Here is a 21,335-nt window from a genome sequence, read left to right as displayed (position 1 = left end):
GCTCGAGTATCAGTCGTCCCAGTCGTTCTCGTCGTCCAGATCGTCGTCCCAGTCGTTGTCGTCGTCCAGGCTGTCGTCCAGGTCGTCGTCCAGATCATCGTTGCGGTCGTCCAGATCATCGTTGCGGTCGTCCAGATCATCGTTGCGGTCGTCCCAGTCGTCGTCGCGACCGTCGCGATCATCGCGATCATCGTTGCGGTCGTCCCAGTCGTCGTCGTAGCGGTCGTCCGGGATCTGGGTCGGTGCGGGCTGCTGGGGAGCTGCCGGCGGGTTCGGAGCCGAATCTGCCTCCGACAGAGGCTGTTCCACCGAGATCGAAGACGGCCGCTGCTGGGTGGGGTCGTCATCGGCGATCGCGAGTGCGCCGACGCTTCCGAGGGTGACGACAACGGCTGCTGCGCCGACGATCATGAACTTTCCTGGCATTCTCATGTCTGCTCCTTCGATCCGAGTTCTGTGGGCCACCGTTTCGGTGATGACTCAACGATCGCTGTCGAACGTGAGAACCGAAGGAGCACAACATGAGCGAGTTCTCATACTGGCGACGGGCGCGTGCCGCGACGCGAGGGGCGACATTCGGCCGTTGCCGGTGACGATGCCGGGACAAGAGCCGGAACGGTCGTTCGGGCGATGCTCGCCGGTGGGTCGCCACGTCGACCGACCCCCGAGCGCCTATGGTGATTCGCGATGAAAAGGATTCGAGTGTGCGTGGCCGTGTCGGCAGTGTCGATGGTTCTCGTCGGCATCGGCTGTGGACCGGCTCTGGCGCAACCCGCCGCCGAGCCACCGGCGGTGACGACGACACCGCCGTTCACGACGCCCGACACCGACAGCTGCCCGTTCGCCGCGTCACCTCCCCCGGCGATCGACCTGTCCGAGGTACCGGCCCCTGGAGGCACTGCCCCGCAACCACTCCCGATTCCCGCTGAGGCCGTCGGCGGGGATCGGCTCGCCGAGTGTGGAGCGGTGCTGCCGGACGGGGCTCCCCCTTTGCCTGCCGATATCTCGGCCACCGGGTTCGTGGTGGCCGATATGGACTCCGGCTCCGTTCTGGCCGCCAAGGATCCGCACGGGCGGCATCGGCCGGCGAGCACGATCAAGGTGCTACTTGCGATCGTCGCCCTCGACGAGCTGAACTTGAATTCCCAGATCACCGCGACCGCAGAGGACGCCGATGCCGAGGGCAGTGCCGTCGGCATCGGAGAGAACGGTGTCTACACCAATCTCCAATTGATGCAGGGCCTGGTGATGGCATCGGGAAACGATGCAGCGCACGCGTTGTCCAGGCAGTTGGGCGGCGACGCGGCCACCGTGGACAAGATGAATGCCAAGGCCGCAGAACTGGGTGCGCTCGACACTCGCACGGCCACGCCGTCGGGTCTCGACGGTCCGGGCATGGCGAGCTCTGCCTACGATCTGGCATTGATCTATCGCGCGGCCATGCGTGATCCGACCTTCGCGCAACTGATTTCGACCGAGACCGTTCAGTTTCCCGGCTACCCGAAGGATCCCACGATCCCGGACGACCAAGACCGGCCCGGGTTCACCCTCTCCAACGACAATCAGCTGCTCTACAACTACGAGGGAGCACTCGGAGGCAAGACCGGGTACACCGACGATGCTCGCCAGACATTCGTCGCAGGAGCAGAACGGGGCGACCGGCGGCTCGTCGTGACGATCATGAAGGGTGACGTGCTGCCGATCCGCCCGTGGGAGCAAGCGGCCCGCCTGTTGGACTACGGGTTCGCGCTCGATTCGAGCCGCGGCATAGGCGAACTCGTGGAGCCGCAGTCGACGTCCGCGGTGACGAGCACACGCGCGCCCGAGGCCACGCCGACTCTCGCCCAGCCACCCGCATCGGCGTCGGGGTCGAGCTCCCGCCAGTCCGAGATGCAGGCCCAAGGCGACACCGTCGTTCGCATCGCGATAGGTGTCATCGGTGCGATCGTGGTGATCGGACTGCTGTGGGGAGCTCGACGGCTTTCGCGCAACCGCTGAACCGCGTCCACCGACAGAGCGGTCGCGAGCAATTCAGCGGCGTCTGTTGCGCAATCCCGCGACGCCGAGAGCGGCGAGGGCACCAGCACCCACCAGCGCCAGGCCACCCGTCACGGACGGTCCTTCGCTGACCTCGACCCTCGTGTTGATCACCGCCGGGTCCGGGGCCGGAACATGAGCTTCGGCCAGACTTTCGCGAGTCGTCGCGGCGAACGACGTGGAGAACAGCACGAGCCGCGACGTCGTGAACACGAACACCAGCAGACCGATGATGGGTCCGAAGACCACGCCTGCAGGACCGCTCGTCACCGATGCCAGGTAGATGGCACCGAGTTGCTTGAAGATCTCGAACCCGACGGCAGCGAGCAACGCACCTTTGGCCGCGCTGCGCCACGACACCGGCTCGCGCGGCAGCCGCGAGATCACCCAGGTGAACAACGCCCAGGTGCCCGCCAGCGCGAGGAGAATCGAGAAGACGCGCAGTGCGACACCCACTCCTGGGACGGAATCGAGATTGGCCCACTCGAGAATGCTGCGCATCAGGTCACCACCGGCCAGTGCCGACAACGCCAGCGACAGCACCAGTGCGGTCCCCAGCCCGAGCAGCGCGGCGAAATCCTTGGCCTTGGTGGCCAGAAAACCGCCCTGCTCGTGCTGGCTCTCCCACATGGCGGTCAGTGCCTCGCGCAGGTTTGCGATCCAACCGAGACCGGCATACAGGGCACCGAGCAGACCGATGATGCCGACGCTCGTCCGAGATTCGATGGCCGTCTGGATCAGCGAACTGATGGTCTCACCGAAGCTGCCGGGCACGTTCTCGGCAATCTGCGACTGGATTTCGGCAAGCCATTCGGGCTGATTCACCAGCACGAACCCGGCGATCGCGAATGCGACCATCAGCAGCGGGAACAGGGCCAGCACACTGAAATACGTCATGCCTGCCGCGTAGTAGTCGCCCTTCTGGCCCTGATACCGCTGCGCAGCAACAACGGTGTGATCGAGCCACGGCCACCGTGTGCGCCGGTCGTCGAGGATCGCCTTGAAATCGGGCATGGCACTCACCTTCTCGCTGTCGTCGGCTGCTGTCGGATCGTGTCGCCACGGTGCCGCGCCTCGAAGTACTCTTTGCCGAAATCCAGCACGCCCAAACTCGGTGTGCCGTAGATGCTATGCACCCGGCGGCAGGAAACCCACCCTGTCGTAGACCTGAGCGAGCGTTCGACTCGCCACTTCCCTGGCTCGATGCGCACCGGCCGTGAGGATGCGATCGAGTTCGGCCACATCGGCCATGAACCCGTCCATCCGCTCCCGTAGCGGAACGACGAACTCGGTCAGAACGTCGGCGGTGTCGGACTTGAGGTCGCCATATCCCTTGCCCGCGTACCCGGCAACGAGATCGTCGATACTCGCGCCCGACAGCGCAGACTGAATCACCAGCAGGTTGCTGACGCCCGCTTTGTTCTCCGGATCGAACACGATGTCGCGTTCGTTGTCCGTCACTGCCGAACGGATCTTCTTCGCCGACACCTTCGGATCGTCGAGAATGTTGACGATGCCCGCCGGATTCGACGAGGACTTGCTCATCTTCGCGGTGGGATCCTGCAGATCGAAGATCTTCGCGGTGCCCTTGATGATGTGCGCATCGGGCACGACGAACGTCTTCTTGAACCGCGTGTTGAAACGCTGCGCCAGATCGCGAGTCAACTCCAGGTGTTGCCGCTGATCCTCGCCCACGGGCACCAGGTTCGGCCGATAGAGCAGGATGTCGGCGGCCTGCAGAATCGGGTAGGTGAACAGTCCGACGCTGGTGTGATCGCGACCCTGCTTGGCGGACTTGTCCTTGAACTGTGTCATCCGCGCAGCTTCGCCGAATCCGGTGATGCAGTTCAGAACCCACGCCAACTGCGCATGCTCGGGCACCTGACTCTGGACGAACAGCGTCGACTTCTCGGGATCGATTCCCACCGCGAGCAACTGCGCAGCGGCCACTCGGGTGCGGCGACGCAGTTCCTTCGGGTCCTGCGGAACGGTGATCGCATGCAGGTCCGGGATGAAGTAGAACGCGTCGAACTCGTCCTGCAACTCCACCCAGTTCCGCACCGCACCCAGGTAGTTACCGAGATGGAACGAATCGGCAGTCGGTTGGATGCCGGAGAGCACCCGCCGACGCGGACCCTGCGGAGTGTCGATGGAGTCGGAAGAAGACATGCCGCAATCTTTTCACGAACCCATCGACGCCCACTTCCTGCCTAGCGGTAGCGCACTGTCACCGGCGCGTGATCGGACCATCGCTGGTCGTATGCCTCGGCCCGCTCGGTGATCGCTTCCTTGGCGCGCTCGGCCAGATCACTCGTGGCCAACTGATAGTCGATCCGCCAGCCGGCGTCGTTGTCGAAGGCCTTGCCGCGGTAGGACCACCAGCTGTACGGACCTTCGACGCCCGGGTGCAGCGCCCGCACGACGTCGGTCCAGGGGGCCTTCTCGGCGAGCAACCGCGTCACCCACTCGCGTTCCTCGGTCAGGAAGCCGGAGTTCTTGCGGTTGGTCTTCCATGCCTTCAGATCGGCCTCGGTGTGGGCGATGTTCCAATCGCCGCACACCACCACGTCACGATTATCGGACTTCGCGGCCTTGGCCGTCTTGGCCAGATACTTCGCGAACGCCTTCATGAAGCGTTCCTTCTCGTCCTGACGCTCGGTACCCACCTCGCCTGACGGCAAGTACAGGCTCGCAACGGTGACGTCGCCGAAGTCGCCTTCGATGTAGCGACCTACGTCGGCGAATTCGGCCGCCCCGATGCCGGTGCGAATCGCATCGGGAGCCGCCTTCGACAGCAACGCCACCCCGTTGCGTCCTTTGGCGGACGGCTCGGCCGAGGCCAGGTGCCAGCCCGCATCGAGGGCCGGGGCCAGCGCCTTGGTCAGTTCGCCGTCGTTGGCGCGGGTTTCCTGCAAGCAGATGACGTCGGCATCGGTGGTCTCGAGCCACGGCAGCATGCCCTTGCGAACAGCTGCGCGAATTCCGTTGACGTTGACAGTGGAAACAGTGATCGGCACGCCGACGACGGTAGCGGAGCCCACCGACAGACGGCACGTGGGCTTCTTGCCCGAGGTCATCCCTGCAGGCTCCACTCCCGCTCGTGGGAGCCGTCACCGCCGGCCGGCTACCGACGCCTCGGCTTGGCCCCGGGTTTCGGCGCGGAGACCGCCGATGTCACCTCCGGCGAGATACTCGGTTCTCGATCGATGCGTCGGTAGACGAGGTGCTGCTGGGCGTAGGTCCAGATGTTGTTGCTCACCCAGTACAGCAGCACCGCGACCGGAAGTACCGGCCCACCGACGAGCACGCCTGCCGGGAACACCCAGAGCACGAGCTTGTTCATGATCGCCGTCTGCGGGTTGGCGATCGCCGCTGCGTCCTGCCGGGCGACGGACGCCCGCGAGTTCATATGCGTCGCCACCGCAGCGACGATCATCAACGGGACGGCAACGAACGCAATGCTCCAGACCGACGGCACTCCCCCGAACGGACCGAAAGCCTCCAGCACCTCCCGAGAGCTGTTGACGGCAGCAGAGATCGGCGCGCCGAAGAGCCGGGCGTCGAGAAAGGACTGCACATCGGCGGCGCTGAAGACGTAGTTCGCGGTGTTCGCATTTTCCTGCGCCGTCATACCGAGATGACCGAATCCGGTACCGGTTCGGTTGAACGAGCGCAGCACGTGCAGCAGACCGATGAAGACCGGGCCCTGCGCCAGCAGGGGTAGGCACCCCATCAAGGGGTTGAAACCGTGTTCCTGCTGCAACTTCCGCATCTCGGTTGCCTGTCGAGCACGGTCCCCGGAGTACTTCTTCTGCACGGCCTTGATCTGTGGTTGGAGCCTTTTCATGGCGAGCTGGGAACGAATCTGGCTGACGAACGGCTTGATCAGTAACGCACGCAGTGTGAAGACAAGGAATATCACCGCCAAGGCCCAGGCGAAGCCGTTGTCGGGGCCGAGCACGGACCCGAAGACTTTGTGCCAGAACCACAGCACCGCGGAGACGGGATAGTAGACGACATCGAGCATGGTGGAGCACCTCACTGTGAGAGAAGTCGGTCGGTTGGCGTCTCGACCGGATCTCGCAGTGGCTCAGGAGAACTGGAGCCACCGGTCCGGTCCATGGACCGGACCGGGCGCTCTGGGCATGGGGCGACCTGGCGCATCGGGTTGCTGTTGCCTGCGATAGGACCCGCGAAGTCTCCGCCCGTCCGCGCCTGCAGCGCACGACGACAGCGGTGCGATCACTGCGAGGTCGGACGGCGCACCGAGGACGACCAGGGACGCCGCGACCAGCGCACCGAACATCGCTATCTGTGCGGCGGGTTGTGCGTCGACGACGGTGAAGACGACGAGCAGGACGGCGAGGACGCCGACCAGCGTCCCGGCGTAGCGTCGAATCGCCAGACGAAGGGTTCGAGAATGGAGCATCTTCAGTTCCTTGGGACAGCCTCGCGGACAACGGGTTGCGAAGGTGTGGGGGAACTGTCGAGCTACAGTGCCCCCACCAGTGCACCGGGTGCTCGTGGCTGTGGGCGGCCCGGGGCATCCGGGCGATCCTGACGCCGGAACGAACCTCGGAGGTGGCGTTCCTCGGCGGTGGGGCCGATATTCGGCAGCAGGCCCAGCAGTGCCGGAACATCGATACGGTGCGCAATCAGCATCAGCGTTGCCAGCGCCGCGACGAGGATCAGCGCCACGTCTGCGGTCGCGGTCGGCATCGTCAGGTACAGCGACACGAGGAGCAACGAAGTGACGACCATGCTCTGGTATCTCATCGCGCACCTCCCTGTTTCCGACGCCTGCCCGATGGTTCGAGTCGTTGCTCAGGGTACAGATACCGATGGGTCCGTGCACAGGTGCCAGGTATCGCCGACGAACACCGGACCGCGAGCTTCTACGCAGGGACGCACGTAGTCGGGCAGTCGCTCGAGTTCTGCGTCCGCGTCGGCCGACAACCCACCCACATAGGACGTATCGATGCGTCCAGTCTGCTCGAAGCGATCGACGTTGTGCCGTGCGATGTACGCATCCGGATTCAGAGCCGCCAGCGCGAGCACGGTCAGAACTGCACCGACTCCCACTGCTCGCGGAAGCCAGCGGCCCGACATCCGAACGCCCGAGACCAGCAGCAGTACGAAGACCGATCCCAGCCACCACTCGACGGCAGTGACGAACAACCTGAGCGTCGTGTAGCCGTACTGCTGCTCGTACAACGACATTCGGTGCAGGGCTGACGCAACGATCACCAACGACAGCAGGCACAGCCCTCCGAGCAGGGCCCGCAATGCACTTCGATCGCGCCGATCCTCGCGTCGAGCCTTCGCGACCGTGACGGCGATGACGAGCAGTGTCAGTACCGTGACCGCGAGCAATTGCCAGAAGCCCTGCCGGGCGTATTCGGCATTGGTCAGACCTTCGGTGGTCACGACGTGCCCCTGCCCGCCGAACAGCGTCGGCACCTGGAAGGCGACGAACACGACGAACAGGGCTACCACCGCCCCGAGGGGAACCATCCACTCCCACAACCGCAGTGTTCGACGCGGCGACGGTGCCAGGCGATCGAACCGAGGCGGATGCAGTGCAACGTATGCCACGGCAAGCGCACCTGCTGCGGTGAACACGAAGACGAGAGTGCGTCCGACGATCGACGCGGCATCGAACTCGGGCGTCACCGCGCCCAGTGCATCCGCGAAACGCTTGTCGGCCGCACCGAACAACGCCGCGAACACGACGCAGAGCGCCACAGTCACGACGGCCACCATGCCGATCCGCACCGGCCGAGGCCCCTCCAGATCGATCGAACCGGCTCCGCGTCGGGTCCACCGAGCCACGCGCACCGGTAGAAACAACGGCAGGAGAGCGCCGAGTGCAATTCCCGTCCACGTCCAGGCACGGGAGAGCACCACCACTCCGACCACGATGGCAAGCGTCGTCGACATCGTCACGATCCACTCGGCCGCTCTCAGTGCGGACACACTCGCCAGTGCCAGCACTCCTGCCACGCCCGCCCATTCCCACCGCGATAACCTGCCGCTGCGCGCTGCGAGCACGACGACCACGAAGGTCACGGCAGTGATCAGCACACCGAACGTGTTGTTCACCAACGTCACTGCACCGATCAGTCCGGCAAGAGCCGACCCGAGGAGCGCCGCGCGAGGGGGCTGCGAATACCGCAGCACCGGCCAGGTGCGCGGCCCCCAGGGAAAGCGCCCGTGCTTCGTTCTCGGATGAATCGGAATGTCGATCGTGCTCATGGCTTTTCCTTCTTGTGTGTTTCGGGCATGGAAGGTCGGCGGCTGCAGTCCGGAGAAGAGCAGTCGCGGTTCGGATGGATCGTGAAAGTCAGTGCTCGGGGATGGCCACTCTGATGTGGCAGCCGAATTCGCTGTCGAGAACTTCGATGGTTCCGCCGTGCAGTTCGGTGGCCCAGCGGGCGATGCCGAGGCCGAGACCTGTTCCGCCGTCGGTGGATCCGCCGCGAGTGAATCGGTCGAACACCGCATGGCGATCGGCGAGCGCGATGCCTGGGCCCTGGTCGACGACGTCGAATGCGTACGCTCCACCGATTCGATGGGCCCGCAGCGTCACGGTGCTCGAATGGGGTGAATGCCGCACGGCGTTGTCGACGAGGTTGGTGATCACCTGGGTCATGCGAGATCGGTCGGCCACGACGGTCGAATCGCCGGGCGCGACAACGATCGACACTCGTTCTCGGTGAACGGAGGTCGCATCCTCGAGGAATTGCCGTACCGCGAACTCCTCCGGGGCAATGGAGAGAACACCGCCCTCCACCCGCGACAGGTCGAGCAGTTCGTTGACCAGATCGCCGAGTCTCTCGGTCTGGCTCAGCGCCACCGACAGTGTTGCGGGATTCGCGTCGGTCACCCCGTCGACCATGTTCTCCAATACTGCACGCAGCGCCGCGATGGGCGTCTTCAACTCGTGCGAGACATTGCCGATCAGTTCTCGGCGATACTTCTCGGCGGCTTCCAGATCGTCTGCCATGGTGTTGAACGCGGTGGCGAGCTCTCCCACCTCGTCCCGCGAGGTGGCCCGCACTCGTTTCGAGTAGTCGCCGCGCGCCATCGCCTTGGCCGCCGAGGTCATCTCGCGCAGCGGCGACGTCATTCCGTGAGCGACGAATTGTGTTGCGGCCAAGGAGACCACGAGCGCCGCGAGCAGGGTGTAGCGAAACTGCCAGCCCGCCCCGATCCAGAAGACGACACTGGCCAACACCAACACCGTGCCTACGACGAACGAGACCTTGAGCTTGAACGAGCGCAAGGGATCCAGCGGGCGCGGCAGCATGGGCATCATCGCGGCGACTCCACGGCATACCCGACGCCGTGCACCGTTCGAATGAGATCGCCACCGAGCTTGCGGCGCAATGCTTTCACGTGAGAGTCGACGGTTCGACTGCTTGCGGAATCGTCCCAGCCCCACAATTGCGACAGCAGGGTCTCTCGTGAGACCGCCGTACGGGGACGAGCAGCAAGATAAGCCAGGATGTCGAATTCCGTTCTGGTCAAATGGATGTCACCGGATTCATTGGACACGCGTCGTTCACGGTGATCGATCTGCAGGTCGCCGATTCGGACGGAGTTCGATTCGACGGTCGCCGATCGCTCGGCGCGGCGAATCAGCGCGTGCACGCGAGCGACCAACTCCCGCATGCTGAACGGCTTGCCCAGATAGTCGTCCGCGCCGACGCCCAGGCCGACGAGCATGTCGGTCTCGTCGGACTTGGCCGTCAGCATCAACACCGGCACCGGCCGGGATACTTGAATACGGCGGCACACCTCGAGCCCGTCGAAACCGGGCAGCATCAGGTCGAGAACCACGAGGTCGGGATCGAATTGCGCACAGGCCTCGACAGCGGTGGGGCCATCGGCCGCGGTGACGACCTGGTACCCCTCGCCGCGGAGCCGCGCTGCGACGGCGTCGGAGATCGTGGGCTCGTCGTCCACGACGAGAACTGTGCGGCTCATGAGAACTGACCCTAGAGGGCGCAGATGGAGGACTCCGTCGGGAAATGTGGAGGTTCGGTGAAGGTTCGAGCCGGACCGTCAGGTCGATCCCGAACTCGACTGCACGTCTGTTTTAGGGCCGGCTATCCTTCCGTTTGTTAGCCAACCCTTCCGAAAGGCGTATCGATGCACCCCCGACCACTACGCACGACTCTGGCGGTGTGTGCGATAGCGCTGACCACCGCAGGACTGCTCAGCGCTTGCTCGAACTCGAGTGACGAGGCGTCGCCCACCGCAGGGCCGGACACGGGCTCCCCGTCCAGCTCGTCCGCATTTCCGGTCACGATCGAGCACGCGTTCGGTCAGACCGTCGTTCCCGCGAAACCCACTCGCATCGTCGTGGCGGGGTACACCGAGCAGGACACCGTGCTGGCGCTCGGCGTCATACCCGTCGGCGTCACGGAGTGGTACGGCGAACAGCCGTACGCAACCTGGCCCTGGGCTCAAGCAGCGTTGGGTGACGCGCAGCCCGAGGTTCTCTCGAACGTCGGCGATGGATTCGAGACGGAAAAGATCGCCGCACTCGAGCCCGATCTGATCATCGCCACCAATGCCGGCCTGACGGCGGACACGTACGACACACTCAGCGACATCGCACCGACGCTCGCGCAGTCCGACACGTCGACCGCCTACTTCGAGCCCTGGGACGTCCAGGCCGAGAAGATCGGACGCGCACTGGGCCAGAAGACCGAGGTCGATGCGTTGATCGACGACGTGAACCAGAAGTTCGCGGACGCCGCGGCCGCACATCCGGAGTTTGCCGGCAAGAACGCGATCTTCTTGCAGAACGCGTTCTACGAGGGCAAGGCGATTGCGTACCAGGACGGACTGAGCACCGACTTTCTCACCAAGCTCGGCTTCACGATTCCCGACGACATCGACGCGTACGTTCCGGCGGACGGTAGTGCTCAGGCCAGTATTCCGATGGAGAACCTGTCTGTCCTCAACGTCGCCGACGTGTTGATCTGGGGAACCGAGGGGCCCAGCGACCGCGCCCAGTTGGAGAAAGAAGCGGTGTACAACGCGCTGGAGCCGGTGCAGGACGGCAATCTTGTCTTCACCGACGGGGTGACGGCCGGTGCGATCTACTTCACCAGCGTGCTGAGCCTGCCGTACGTCATCGACAAGCTGACTCCGGCGCTGACCGAAGCACTCGGCGGAACGGCAGCGACGATCACCAGCTGACAGGACCGGGTCGCCTACTGTGCGGCCGCGCGCCTGTCCATCCACATGGCGGTGGCCAGCACACCGAGACCGGCCACCGCCAGGCCCGAGCCGACGGCGGCGGGTGCCGTGTAGCCGAAGCCGGCGGCAATCACGGCTCCACCGACTGCTGCACCGATGGCATTGGCCAGGTTGAATGCAGCGTGGTTCAGCGATGCGGCCAGCGTTTGGGCGTCCTCGGCCACGTCCATCAACCTCGTCTGGAGGCCGGGTACGACCGAGGAGCCGGCCGCGCCGATCAGGAACACCAGGAGCAGAGCGGTGATCGGATTGTGTGCCGCCACCACGAACAGCGCCAAGAACACTGCAGTCGCGGCCAGGCCGACGAAGGTGCCCTTGAGCTGGTACCGGTCGGCCAGCCAGCCACCGGCATAGTTGCCCGCGACCATCCCGAGTCCATAGATCATCAGGGCGACCGGAACGAGCGCGCGAGCGAGACCGGCGACATCGGTCAGCGTCGACGCGATGTAGGTGTAGACCGCGAACATGCCACCGAATCCGACGATGCCCACGAACAGGGTCATCCACACCTGGCTCCGGCGCAGTGCACCGAGCTCGGTGATGGGGCTGGTGGTCGGCATGGCGTCGAGTCGCGGCATCCACACAGCGAGCGCGGCGACGGTGAGGGCACCGATGACCGCCACGAGAGCGAACGCACTGCGCCAACCGAGCGCCTGCCCGATCCAGGTTGCCACCGGTACGCCGACGACGTTGGCGACCGAGAGTCCCATCATCACCATTGCGACGGCTTTGGCTCGTTTGCCCGGTTCGGCGAGGTGGGCAGCCACCAGCGCGGCCACTCCGAAGTACGCACCGTGCGGCAGGCCCGCGACGAATCGCGAGGCGACGAGCTCGTTGAAACTGGGTGCGAACACCGTGCCGAGGTTGCCCAGAGTGAAGGCGACCATCAACACCAGCAGCAACATCCGCCGTGGAACGCGTGCAGCCAGGGCAGCGATGGTGGGTGCTCCGACCACGACGCCGAGAGCGTAGGCAGAGATCATGTGGCCCGCAGAGGGCTCGGAGATCCCCATCGTGGTGGCGATGTCCGGCAGCAAGCCCATCGACGCGAATTCCGTGGTGCCGATGCCGAAGCCGCCGATGGACAGGGCCAACATGGCGAGCCTGCGACGGGTCGAGTGCGGCCGATGACCGACACTCAGACCACTCGACACCTTGCCGCGCACAGCGCTGACTCGGGAAAGAGCGGAATCGGTGACAGTCACAGCGGTACTACCTTCGTTTCGATCGGGGAAATGAACAACAAGAACGGTGGCTCGCCGAATCGATTCAGCACGGGGGAACCGAGTAAGAGAACAGCCAACCAGACCATTGTCTTCCCTCCGGCAACTCGTTTTCGAGTCGCAGCGCGGTGATTGTCCTCACCCGAGCATCTGCTCGAGCCTCACCGGCCGCCGCGCCGAGCCCTTGTTCCGCTGACACGTCCCCACCCGCTAAGATCTTCGCCAGGTCATGAGTGCCAGCATCGAGCCCCGGCTTGCTGGCCGGCAACCCTCCAACCGCGGTGGGGTGCCCCGGGTGAACGACCGGGCCGATCCGGCACGCCGAGTGCCGAATCGACAAGCGCGGGTCCGCAGGAAGCGGACCCACTGAATCTTCGGCCTCCTGGGGTCGAGGCCTGTCAGGAGGTTCTCTCATGTGTTGCTGTACCGATACGCCCCGTAACGCTCGACTTCTCGAGCATCATTCGACATTCGATTCGTCTTAGACAGACTCGTCTCAGAAAACGGAGTATCACCAGCCATGACCGATTCGACCCCCGACGTCGTCGACGCCACCGGAGCACCCACCGAGGATCCGTTCACCGACCCGTCGGCCAACTGGAGCTTCGAGACCAAGCAGATCCACTCGGGTCAGACCCCGGACGGCGCTACCAACGCCCGCGCATTGCCGATCTACCAGACCACCTCGTACACGTTCGACAACACCGATCACGCGGCTGCATTGTTCGGCCTCGCAGAGCCGGGCAACATCTACACCCGCATCATCAACCCCACCCAGGACGTCGTGGAGCAGCGCATCGCCGCTCTCGAAGGTGGCGTCGCTGCCCTGCTGCTCGCGTCGGGTCAGGCGGCCGAGACGTTTGCGATTCTCAACCTCGCCGAGGCAGGAGACCACATCGTCTCAAGCCCTCGACTGTACGGCGGTACGTACAACCTCTTCCACTACACGCTCCCCAAGCTGGGCATCACCGTCTCGTTCGTCGACGATCCCGATGATCTCGAGCAGTGGCGAGCCGCGATCACGCCGTCGACCAAGGCGTTCTACGGTGAGTCGATCTCCAACCCGAAGAACGACATTCTCGACATCCCCGGCATCTCGGCGGTGGCCCACGAAAACGGCATCCCGTTGATCGTGGACAACACAGTGGCAACGCCGTACCTGCTGCAGCCGTTGAAGCACGGTGCCGACATCGTCGTGCACTCGGCGACCAAGTACCTGGGCGGGCACGGCACGGCGATCGCGGGCGTCATCGTCGACGGTGGCACCTTCGATTGGACGCAGGGCCGTCACCCGAACTTCACCACCGCGGACCCCAGCTACCACGGTGTGGTCTTCGCCGATCTCGGCGCACCTGCATTCGCATTGAAAGCACGCGTGCAGCTGCTGCGTGACATCGGTGCGGCGGTCTCCCCGTTCAACGCCTTCCTCATCAGCCAGGGCATCGAGACGTTGAGCCTCCGAATCGAGCGGCACGTGGCGAACGCTCAGAAGGTGGCCGAGTTCCTCGCCGGCCGCGACGATGTCGTCTCGATCAACTACGCCGGACTCGAATCGTCGCCGTGGTACCGACGCGGCCAGGAGTTGTTGCCCAAGGGGCAAGGTGCGATCGTCGCGTTCGAGTTGAAGGGCGGCGTGGACGCGGGCAAGAAGTTCGTCAACGCGCTCACACTGCACAGCCACGTCGCTAACATCGGAGACGTGCGCTCACTCGTCATTCATCCCGCGTCCACCACCCATTCCCAGCTGACTCCCGACGAGCAGCTGGCATCGGGAGTGACGCCAGGTCTGGTTCGTCTGGCCGTGGGAATCGAAGGAATCGACGACATCATCGCCGATCTCGAGGTCGGCTTCAGCGCGGCGGCATCTTGAGTCACAGCTGCGACACAGGCGTTCGTCCGGAGGCGGTTCTTCCGTCTCCGGACGGGCGTCTGGGCACCATCGACATCGGCGCTCTCGATCTCGAGAACGGCGCGCGCATCCCTCAGGTCACTGTCGCGGTGCAGCGGTGGGGCGAACTCGCCACCGACCGCAGCAACGTCGTGCTCGTCGAACATGCACTGACGGGCGATTCGCATGTGTCGGGCCCGCCGGACGCAGATCATGCACTGCCCGGTTGGTGGAACGGAATGGTCGGACCCGGGCGCCCTATCGACACCGACGAGTGGTGCGTGGTGGCGACCAACGTGCTCGGCGGGTGCGGCGGCACCACCGGACCGAGCAGTATCTCGCCCGACGGCACACCGTATGGGTCGACGTTCCCCGAAATCTCCATCCGTGACCAGGTCGCGGCCGAGGCAGCCGTCGCCGACGCTTTGGGCATCGACCGCTTCGCCGCTGTCGTCGGCGGCTCGATGGGCGGCATGCGCACCCTCGAGTGGATAGTGAGTCGCCCCGATCGAGTGGCAGCGGCACTCGTTCTGGCCGTTGGAGCCCGGGCAACAGCCGACCAGATCGGCACGCAGACAACGCAGATCGCCGCGATCAAGGCGGATCCGGGGTGGCTCGGTGGCAATTACCACGCCACCGGCACGTCTCCGACGGCCGGACTGGGTATCGCGCGACGCATCGCGCATCTGACGTATCGCACCGAGAGCGAACTCGACATCCGGTTCGGCAACTCTCCGCAGAACGACGAAGATCCGTGGGCCGGCGGCCGCTACTCGGTACAGAGCTACCTCGAGCATCAGGCCGCAAAGCTGGTCAATCGATTCGACGCGGCGACGTATGTCCTACTCACCGAGGCAATGAACCGTCACGATGTGGGTCGTGGCCGCGGCGGTGTAGCCGAAGCTCTTGCGTCGGTACCGGTTCCGACCATCGTCGGCGGAGTCGATTCGGATCGTCTCTATCCACTGCGCTTGCAGAAGGAGATCGCTCGCGAACTCCCCCAGTGCCGCGGACTCGAAGTTATCCAATCTCGCGACGGTCACGACGGGTTCCTCACCGAAGCCGATTCCGTGGCGAAACTGCTCGCCGAGACGATGGAACTCGCTCGCCTCGGACGCCGCTGAAACCGACGGGCAAGATCAGTCGGTTCCCAGTGGGTCGATCGACAGCGACAAGAACACGATCGCTCCGCCGACGCAGCCCAACGCGAGCACGTCGAATCCACGACTGCGCACGCTGAGGGTTCCGACCCGGGATTCCGGCAGGCACAACCGCAGCACCGCGGCCAGTAATGCCGCACAACCGAAGATGAACGCGCCGCGCCGCCAGCGATCCGCCAGCACCAGAACGAGCGCAGCAAGCACGACGACCGACACCGCGACGATCGGTAGGTTACGCGCCACGGCTGCACGAAATCCCTGATCGGATTCAGCCCGTGAATCCTTGGCGGCGTTCATGCTCGGATCGCTCAGCTCTCGGCTGCGGTGCGCTCGGCACGCTCGACGACGTTGGTGAGCAAGAAGGCTCGGGTTAGGGGTCCGACGCCACCGGGGTTGGGCGAGAGGAAACCTGCCACATCGGCAACACCGTCGGCGACGTCCCCGCGCAATCCGTCCTCGGTGCGGGTCACGCCGACATCGAGCACGGCGGCACCGGGCTTGACCATGTCTGGGGTGATCAATCCGGGAACTCCGGCGGCGGCAACGATGATATCGGCGCGCGAGACCTCGGCAGCAAGATCGCGAGTTCCGGTGTGGCACAACGTTACCGTAGCGTTCTCCGACCGCCTCGTGAGCAACAGCCCGATGGGTCGACCTACAGTGACGCCGCGGCCGATGACCACCGCGTGCGCGCCGTCGAGTGTCACGTCGTAACGACGCAGCAGGTGCACGATGCCACGCGGCGTGCACGGCAGCGCAGCGTCCTTACCGAGCACCAGACGTCCCAGGTTGATCGGATGGAGGCCGTCGGCGTCCTTATCCGGATCGATCCGCTCCAGAGCAGCATTCTCGTCGAGATGCTTCGGCAACGGCAGCTGCACGATGTATCCGGTGCAGTCGGGGTTGGCGTTGAGTTCGTCGATGACTGCTTCGAGATCCGACTGGGTGATGTCCGCGGGCAGATCGCGACGAATCGAGGTGATCCCGACCTTGGCGCAGTCGTTGTGCTTGCCACGGACGTACGCCGCAGATCCCGGGTCGTCGCCCACCAAGACTGTGGCCAGTCCCGGGGTGATGCCCTGCTCCCGCAGCGCCGCCACGCGGGCGGTGAGATCGACGAATATCTCGTCACGGGTCGCTTTGCCATCGAGGATCGTTGCAGTCACAGGGCTATTGTTCCAGGCTCGGGGTCGGCCGTGCCGCGCCGGTCCGAAGACCGCGTCAGCCCTCCACGACGAGACCGTGCGCTCCCGCGTATGCCACGGCCTGCATCAGCTCGATCTTGGCACCCCGCACACTCGCGCTGACCCACAGAGACGGATCGACCACTGCTCCGCGTAGATCGGCCTCGTCGAACTTGGCGTCGACGGTGCGGGCTCCCGCGAAATCGACCGAGCGCACTGTTGCTTTCCGAAAATCTGCAGACACCAGGTTCGCCTCCCGCATCCGGCACCCCGTGAGGTCGAGACCGCGCAGGTCGACGTTCCCCAACGCCGCGAGAGTGAAATCGACCTCGTCATAGGTCGCGGGCCGCATCCGGCTGTCCACGAACACCGAACCCATCATGGTCGAGTGCCGAAATGTACTGTGCTGCAGATTCGTCCGAGTGAAGGTGCACGAGCGAAAGGCAGAATTCGTGTGGATCGATTCGGTCAGGTCGGTGCCGGTGAAATCGCATTCGGTGAACACGACCGAGTCGGTTCGCACTCCACTCATGTCGGCATCACGAAAGGTGCACCGGACGAATTGCCTGCCGTTCCATTCCTGCCCGTCCAGTCGAGTGTCGGAAAAATCTTCACCGATGATCTGCTCGTCGTCCACCTGCCCCATACTTCCCCGGTTCGTGGTGGCAGAGTGAACCGGGTGTTTCGACTGATGTTCTTCGAGCCCCGAATCCCCCAGAACACCGGCAACGCAATTCGCCTGGTCGCCGGCACCGGATGCGAACTGCACCTGGTGGGTCCCCTCGGTTTCGACATGTCCGAGCCGAAACTCAAACGGGCCGGCTTGGACTACCACGATCTGGCGTCCGTCACCGTGCACCGAGACCTGCCGTCGGCCTGGTCTGCTCTGGCACCGACGCGAGTGTTCGCCTACACCGCCCACGCCACACGCTCCTACGCCGACGTCGCGTACGAGCCCGGCGATGTCCTCCTCTTCGGGCCGGAACCCACAGGACTCCCCGACGAGGTCCTCGAAGACCCGCACGTGACCGATCGCCTTCGCATCCCGATGATTCCCGGCCGTCGATCGCTCAACCTCGCCAACGCAGCGGCGGTGACGATGTACGAGGCATGGCGGCAACACGGGTACGAGGGCAGCGTCTGACGGGTTTGCGTTCGAGTGCGCTCGAAGCCCTAGCTTGCCGTTCATGACACAAACACCCGCGACACCACGACCCACTCGCAACTGGCTGATCACCGGGGCATCGTCCGGGTTGGGACGGGCGCTGACCGTAGCGGCCCTGGAAGCAGGCGACACCGTCGTCGCGGCCATGCGGCGCCCCGAACGTATCGGCGACCTGATGGCCGAGTTCCCGGAGTCGTTACTGCCCATTGCTTTCGACGTCCGAGACACCGCATCCGCGCCGACCGTCGTCGAGAGGGCGATCGATCGATTCGGACGGGTCGACGTGCTCGTCAACAACGGTGGCGTCGGGCAGATCGGTGCTGCCGAGGAAATCGACGACGCACGACTGCGCGACATGCTCGAACAGCATGTCGTCGGACCCGCCGCCCTGACCAGGGCCGTGCTGCCGGGAATGCGTGCGCGGGGCACAGGAACGATCGTGCAGATGAGTAGCCAGGGCGGCCGCATCTCGTTTCCCGGAGCCGGTTCCTACTCGGCTGGAAAATTCGCACTGGAGGGTTGGTCGGAGGCACTGTCCGGCGAGGTCGCACCGTTCGGGATTCGAGTTCTGATCGTCGAGCCGAGCCGCTTTCGAACCGGCTTCAACGGTGCCGACGTGCTCGAACAAGCCGCATCCGGCGTTGTGTACGCCGACGCTCTCGGCGCGATGAGAGCCGACATGCTCTCCGCGAACGGTCGACAGGAAGGCGATCCGAACCGCGCGGCTCGAATCATCCGTGACCTGGTCGAGGCCGAATCTGCTCCCCTGCGCATTCCTCTCGGACGCGAAGCGGTCCGTCGGCTTCACGAGTCGTACCGCAGAGAACTGTCCTCGCTCGAAACCCACGCGGAGTTGTCGGAGAGCGCGGACTTCCCGGGCGTACCCGAGTCCGTCCGCCCGGCCTGACGCCACCGGCCGGACTATCTTCTGTACCCATGGCGACGATGGATCTGATGAACAAGGCGCTGGCAGCCGCGGCCGATTCGGACGTACCGCTGACCGTCGACCTGGTGCACGAGCTGATCGAACCCGGTGAGATCGCCGAACCCCTCGGCATTGCCGAGGTTGCCGAACTCCTCGATATCTCAGCACACACTCTCCGCTACTACGAACGGTGTGGCCTGATCGAGGTGGCCCGCGATGGGCTCGACCATCGAAGCTACGACAACGTAGCTGTTCGCAGACTCGTGTTCCTCACCCGCATGCGGTTGTCGGGCATGCCGATGCGCGACTTGCAGCACTATGTCGAACTGGTCGACGGCGGGGAGCACACCGTTCCGGAACGACTCGACATGCTCGTAGAGCATCGAGACACCGTCCGACGCCGCATCCGAGAACTGCAACTCTCGCTGGTGGCAACCGAATACAAAATTGCCACCTACGGCGGTACAACCGGACCCTGAGGCTGCGAGGTCAAGGCGAAGCCCGGACCGGTTCGGGCGGGCCGTCCCCTTCCTCGGACGCGAAATCAATTGTGAGCGTCGATAAATGGCCAGGCGGTTCTTCTGTGACAACGAACCGTCGCACGTGCCCTGACGGCTCGATACTGTCGATCCTGTCTCGATGACATCGGCAATGTTCGACGCGTCTGAGCCCAGCGGCGGTCGACAGCTGTCGGTAACGATTTCCTTGCGATCGGCGGGCATCGGCGCTTGCGTCCGTGCCCCGCCGCCGGCCGAGTCCGGCGTGCCAGAGCGTGCTGATCCGAACGCCGAAATACGAAGCGATGGAGGAGAATTCGATTGATCTACCGTACAGCAGAACAGTGCCGTGGACGCATGACCGGCGGCCACGACAGCCGCGGCGAGGGTACGGAAAATCGGACTTCCACGGCGATTCATTCCCGGATGTCAGCGGCACCGTTACACAAACCGCAGCGGCTTGCTGCCGTGAACGACTCGAGCGGGGTACCGTGTGCCGCACCGACCCGTTTCGCTCGTGAAGGAGCTTTCTGTTGTTCTCTGTTTCCCAGCCCCGCCGTTCTTCGCCCTCCTCCTCCACCACGCGCACGTCGAGTCGGTTCGGTAGCCGAATTGCCCGCACCGCAGCAATATTCGCTCTCGGCTCAGGAATGACCGCCGCGGCGCTGGTGGGTGCCGGCACCGCGTCGGCCGCCCCCGTCAACTGCGTGTCTCCGCCTTCGGCCAACGACATCCAGGTCGACGGCACCGCGAGCTGCGGCGCCACCTCGAACGGCACCGGTCGGGCCACGGCCGGGGCTGCCGACAGTGGCACGGCGGTCAGCGTCAACGACGGTCCCGGCGCGACGACCACGTATGCCAACGGATTCGGCGTCGCACTCGGAGCGAGCAAGAATGCGGGCACGGCCTACGCCCTCGCGCTCGGCGGGGGCATCGCACACTCCTGGGCCGACGCCGGCCAGACGACTCTCGCCGTCGCCGGATGGGGATCCGGTGCCACATCCGAGGGTCAGGGTGTCGATTGCGTCGGCCCGCTGTCTCTCGCTCTGAATCTTTCCAGCGGCCAGTTCTGCGTCCTCGGTAGCTGATTCTTCAGGGACACAATTCTCGTCGGGTCGAACGGAGCCGATTACCCCCAGCTACTGCTCGAGGTAATCGGCTCCGCCCACGTAGACAACATGCCCTGATCGTTCGATCGCATCGACGCATGCTGCCACCACAGCCGTAGCGAATTCAGCGACTGTCGGAAGCGCACCGCATGCGGTGCGAGCGGCCACCGCGTCGGGGTTTCGACGTTCCAGCAGAGTGACGACGGTGGTTCCGTCGATCATGTCACCCGAGACGACGACCAATTCGATTCCGCGCGAATTGAAATCGGGGATCGAATCGCGCAGGCCGTATTTTCCCGCACGCTTGCTCGCGGCAATGGGCTCGCACTCGACCGGGACCGGCTTGCGGCCGTGAAAATGCGCCTGATGGCTGGCGAGAAAGACAATGCGCGAGCCCGGTTTCCTCGAACTCAGGCGATGCACCGACGATATCCCGTCCAGCGTTCTCGCCACCAGGTTGCGCACCTCGTCGACGCTCGGGTGCTTCTCGAGGCCCCCGAGGGCTCCTATCGCCTCACCGAACTCGATGACGAGCTTGGGCCGGCACTCGAACCGCTCTGGCAGTGGGCGCAACGATGGAACGATAGAACGAAGGCAACGACACCGACGGTTACCGCCCCTGAACAGGAGAATCAGCTCGATCGTCGTGCCTCTTCCGTTTCCTGTCGGTGGCTCGGGTTACTGTTCTTCTTGTTCGAACAGGCGTTCTTGTTTCGGGTCACCGGGGGGTGAAAAGGGATGGCAGTACCGACCGTGTCACTGGAGGCGTTGACCGCTGCCGCACAAGCAGAAAACCGTCAGGCGGCCCGCAAGATCGCAGCCTGCTACCGCGTGCACTGCGACTGGATCACACTCGATGTCGAGCACAAGCACT

Annotated in this window: 23 protein-coding genes and 1 riboswitch; of the genes, 8 read left to right on the top strand and 15 right to left on the bottom strand. The window is 64.6% G+C overall.

Going from position 1 to position 21,335, the window contains the following annotated elements:
• Positions 1-9 precede the first annotated feature (9 nt).
• Entirely contained in the window at positions 10-432 is a 423-nt protein-coding gene (locus QM797_RS20860) for a hypothetical protein (protein ID WP_283277570.1), read from the bottom strand.
• Positions 433-687: 255 nt separating this feature from the next.
• Here QM797_RS20860 and QM797_RS20855 point away from each other — a divergent pair, with 255 nt between their 5' ends.
• Positions 688-1,998, top strand: coding sequence for a D-alanyl-D-alanine carboxypeptidase family protein (locus QM797_RS20855; protein WP_502942370.1), 1,311 nt, complete (start codon positions 688-690; stop codon positions 1,996-1,998).
• 33 nt (positions 1,999-2,031) lie between these two features.
• Here QM797_RS20855 and yhjD read toward each other — a convergent pair whose 3' ends face one another.
• The 9 genes from yhjD to QM797_RS20810 form a co-directional block, all read right to left on the bottom strand.
• Complete coding sequence (gene yhjD / locus QM797_RS20850) at positions 2,032-3,051, bottom strand: inner membrane protein YhjD (protein WP_283277569.1); 1,020 nt, start codon at positions 3,049-3,051, stop codon at positions 2,032-2,034.
• A gap of 114 nt (positions 3,052-3,165) precedes the next feature.
• Positions 3,166-4,206, bottom strand: coding sequence for a tryptophan--tRNA ligase (trpS, locus tag QM797_RS20845; protein ID WP_283277568.1), 1,041 nt, complete (start codon positions 4,204-4,206; stop codon positions 3,166-3,168).
• A gap of 41 nt (positions 4,207-4,247) precedes the next feature.
• On the bottom strand, positions 4,248-5,114 hold the full coding sequence (locus QM797_RS20840; protein ID WP_502942369.1) for an exodeoxyribonuclease III: 867 nt from the start codon (positions 5,112-5,114) through the stop codon (positions 4,248-4,250).
• A gap of 47 nt (positions 5,115-5,161) precedes the next feature.
• Entirely contained in the window at positions 5,162-6,064 is a 903-nt protein-coding gene (gene yidC / locus QM797_RS20835; RefSeq protein ID WP_283277567.1) for a membrane protein insertase YidC, read from the bottom strand.
• A 63-nt stretch (positions 6,065-6,127) separates the two neighbouring features.
• Entirely contained in the window at positions 6,128-6,466 is a 339-nt protein-coding gene (locus QM797_RS20830; RefSeq protein ID WP_283277566.1) for a DUF6412 domain-containing protein, read from the bottom strand.
• A gap of 62 nt (positions 6,467-6,528) precedes the next feature.
• Positions 6,529-6,813, bottom strand: coding sequence for a DUF6412 domain-containing protein (locus QM797_RS20825; protein WP_283277565.1), 285 nt, complete (start codon positions 6,811-6,813; stop codon positions 6,529-6,531).
• 48 nt (positions 6,814-6,861) lie between these two features.
• On the bottom strand, positions 6,862-8,292 hold the full coding sequence (locus tag QM797_RS20820) for a DUF4153 domain-containing protein (protein ID WP_283277564.1): 1,431 nt from the start codon (positions 8,290-8,292) through the stop codon (positions 6,862-6,864).
• Between the two features lie 88 nt (positions 8,293-8,380).
• Positions 8,381-9,352: a HAMP domain-containing sensor histidine kinase gene (locus QM797_RS20815; RefSeq protein ID WP_283277650.1), complete on the bottom strand. Its 972-nt coding sequence runs from the start codon at positions 9,350-9,352 to the stop codon at positions 8,381-8,383.
• Entirely contained in the window at positions 9,352-10,026 is a 675-nt protein-coding gene (locus QM797_RS20810) for a response regulator transcription factor (RefSeq protein ID WP_283277563.1), read from the bottom strand. Before QM797_RS20810 ends, QM797_RS20815 begins: the two co-directional genes overlap by 1 nt.
• Positions 10,027-10,191: 165 nt before the next feature.
• On the opposite strand from QM797_RS20810, the gene QM797_RS20805 reads away from it, so the two are divergent.
• Positions 10,192-11,250, top strand: coding sequence for an ABC transporter substrate-binding protein (locus QM797_RS20805; protein ID WP_283277562.1), 1,059 nt, complete (start codon positions 10,192-10,194; stop codon positions 11,248-11,250).
• A 14-nt stretch (positions 11,251-11,264) separates the two neighbouring features.
• On the opposite strand, the gene QM797_RS20800 is transcribed toward QM797_RS20805, so the two are convergent.
• On the bottom strand, positions 11,265-12,407 hold the full coding sequence (locus QM797_RS20800) for an MFS transporter (RefSeq protein WP_283277649.1): 1,143 nt from the start codon (positions 12,405-12,407) through the stop codon (positions 11,265-11,267).
• 351 nt (positions 12,408-12,758) lie between these two features.
• A riboswitch (SAM riboswitch) is annotated at positions 12,759-12,882 on the top strand.
• 171 nt (positions 12,883-13,053) lie between these two features.
• Here QM797_RS20800 and QM797_RS20795 point away from each other — a divergent pair.
• The gene (locus QM797_RS20795; protein ID WP_283277561.1) at positions 13,054-14,403 is read left to right on the top strand and encodes a bifunctional o-acetylhomoserine/o-acetylserine sulfhydrylase; all 1,350 of its coding nucleotides are present in this window, start codon (positions 13,054-13,056) and stop codon (positions 14,401-14,403) included.
• Positions 14,400-15,545: a homoserine O-acetyltransferase MetX gene (metX, locus tag QM797_RS20790; RefSeq protein WP_283277560.1), complete on the top strand. Its 1,146-nt coding sequence runs from the start codon at positions 14,400-14,402 to the stop codon at positions 15,543-15,545. The genes QM797_RS20795 and metX overlap by 4 nt, the downstream gene beginning before the upstream one ends.
• Positions 15,546-15,560: 15 nt before the next feature.
• On the opposite strand, the gene QM797_RS20785 is transcribed toward metX, so the two are convergent.
• Genes QM797_RS20785 through QM797_RS20775 form a run of 3 tightly spaced genes read right to left on the bottom strand, consistent with a single transcriptional unit; the run spans position 15,561 to position 17,411 of the window.
• Positions 15,561-15,878, bottom strand: coding sequence for a DUF3017 domain-containing protein (locus tag QM797_RS20785; protein WP_283277559.1), 318 nt, complete (start codon positions 15,876-15,878; stop codon positions 15,561-15,563).
• An 11-nt stretch (positions 15,879-15,889) separates the two neighbouring features.
• On the bottom strand, positions 15,890-16,747 hold the full coding sequence (locus QM797_RS20780; protein WP_283277558.1) for a bifunctional methylenetetrahydrofolate dehydrogenase/methenyltetrahydrofolate cyclohydrolase: 858 nt from the start codon (positions 16,745-16,747) through the stop codon (positions 15,890-15,892).
• A gap of 55 nt (positions 16,748-16,802) precedes the next feature.
• Entirely contained in the window at positions 16,803-17,411 is a 609-nt protein-coding gene (locus QM797_RS20775) for a pentapeptide repeat-containing protein (RefSeq protein WP_283277557.1), read from the bottom strand.
• 33 nt (positions 17,412-17,444) lie between these two features.
• Between QM797_RS20775 and QM797_RS20770 the strand changes: the two genes are divergently transcribed.
• From QM797_RS20770 to QM797_RS20755, 4 genes are all read left to right on the top strand, one after another.
• Positions 17,445-17,909: a tRNA (cytidine(34)-2'-O)-methyltransferase gene (locus tag QM797_RS20770; RefSeq protein WP_283277648.1), complete on the top strand. Its 465-nt coding sequence runs from the start codon at positions 17,445-17,447 to the stop codon at positions 17,907-17,909.
• A 43-nt stretch (positions 17,910-17,952) separates the two neighbouring features.
• Positions 17,953-18,837, top strand: coding sequence for an SDR family NAD(P)-dependent oxidoreductase (locus tag QM797_RS20765; RefSeq protein ID WP_283277556.1), 885 nt, complete (start codon positions 17,953-17,955; stop codon positions 18,835-18,837).
• Between the two features lie 29 nt (positions 18,838-18,866).
• Positions 18,867-19,334, top strand: coding sequence for a MerR family transcriptional regulator (locus tag QM797_RS20760; RefSeq protein WP_283277555.1), 468 nt, complete (start codon positions 18,867-18,869; stop codon positions 19,332-19,334).
• A gap of 551 nt (positions 19,335-19,885) precedes the next feature.
• Positions 19,886-20,440: a DUF6764 family protein gene (locus QM797_RS20755; RefSeq protein WP_283277554.1), complete on the top strand. Its 555-nt coding sequence runs from the start codon at positions 19,886-19,888 to the stop codon at positions 20,438-20,440.
• Positions 20,441-20,491: 51 nt separating this feature from the next.
• On the opposite strand, the gene QM797_RS20750 is transcribed toward QM797_RS20755, so the two are convergent.
• Positions 20,492-21,034, bottom strand: coding sequence for a Rossmann-fold NAD(P)-binding domain-containing protein (locus QM797_RS20750; protein WP_283277553.1), 543 nt, complete (start codon positions 21,032-21,034; stop codon positions 20,492-20,494).
• Positions 21,035-21,335 lie beyond the last annotated feature (301 nt).

The organism is Rhodococcus sp. IEGM 1381, assembly GCF_030056795.1.
In the GTDB taxonomy this organism is placed as follows: domain Bacteria; phylum Actinomycetota; class Actinomycetes; order Mycobacteriales; family Mycobacteriaceae; genus Rhodococcoides.
This window is presented reverse-complemented; position numbering and strand designations above follow the sequence as displayed.

Excerpts from the sequence above, each read along its gene's own strand:
- QM797_RS20860 (WP_283277570.1), bottom strand. The coding sequence starts at position 432 with ATGAGAATGCCAGGAAAGTTCATGATCGTCGGCGCAGCAGCCGTTGTC.
- QM797_RS20855 (WP_502942370.1), top strand. The coding sequence starts at position 688 with ATGAAAAGGATTCGAGTGTGCGTGGCCGTGTCGGCAGTGTCGATGGTT.
- yhjD (WP_283277569.1), bottom strand. The coding sequence starts at position 3,051 with ATGCCCGATTTCAAGGCGATCCTCGACGACCGGCGCACACGGTGGCCG.
- trpS (WP_283277568.1), bottom strand. The coding sequence starts at position 4,206 with ATGTCTTCTTCCGACTCCATCGACACTCCGCAGGGTCCGCGTCGGCGG.
- QM797_RS20840 (WP_502942369.1), bottom strand. The coding sequence starts at position 5,114 with ATGACCTCGGGCAAGAAGCCCACGTGCCGTCTGTCGGTGGGCTCCGCT.
- yidC (WP_283277567.1), bottom strand. The coding sequence starts at position 6,064 with ATGCTCGATGTCGTCTACTATCCCGTCTCCGCGGTGCTGTGGTTCTGG.
- QM797_RS20830 (WP_283277566.1), bottom strand. The coding sequence starts at position 6,466 with ATGCTCCATTCTCGAACCCTTCGTCTGGCGATTCGACGCTACGCCGGG.
- QM797_RS20825 (WP_283277565.1), bottom strand. The coding sequence starts at position 6,813 with ATGAGATACCAGAGCATGGTCGTCACTTCGTTGCTCCTCGTGTCGCTG.
- QM797_RS20820 (WP_283277564.1), bottom strand. The coding sequence starts at position 8,292 with ATGAGCACGATCGACATTCCGATTCATCCGAGAACGAAGCACGGGCGC.
- QM797_RS20815 (WP_283277650.1), bottom strand. The coding sequence starts at position 9,352 with ATGCCCATGCTGCCGCGCCCGCTGGATCCCTTGCGCTCGTTCAAGCTC.
- QM797_RS20810 (WP_283277563.1), bottom strand. The coding sequence starts at position 10,026 with ATGAGCCGCACAGTTCTCGTCGTGGACGACGAGCCCACGATCTCCGAC.
- QM797_RS20805 (WP_283277562.1), top strand. The coding sequence starts at position 10,192 with ATGCACCCCCGACCACTACGCACGACTCTGGCGGTGTGTGCGATAGCG.
- QM797_RS20800 (WP_283277649.1), bottom strand. The coding sequence starts at position 12,407 with ATGTTGGCCCTGTCCATCGGCGGCTTCGGCATCGGCACCACGGAATTC.
- QM797_RS20795 (WP_283277561.1), top strand. The coding sequence starts at position 13,054 with ATGACCGATTCGACCCCCGACGTCGTCGACGCCACCGGAGCACCCACC.
- QM797_RS20785 (WP_283277559.1), bottom strand. The coding sequence starts at position 15,878 with ATGAACGCCGCCAAGGATTCACGGGCTGAATCCGATCAGGGATTTCGT.
- QM797_RS20775 (WP_283277557.1), bottom strand. The coding sequence starts at position 17,411 with ATGGGGCAGGTGGACGACGAGCAGATCATCGGTGAAGATTTTTCCGAC.
- QM797_RS20765 (WP_283277556.1), top strand. The coding sequence starts at position 17,953 with ATGACACAAACACCCGCGACACCACGACCCACTCGCAACTGGCTGATC.
- QM797_RS20760 (WP_283277555.1), top strand. The coding sequence starts at position 18,867 with ATGGCGACGATGGATCTGATGAACAAGGCGCTGGCAGCCGCGGCCGAT.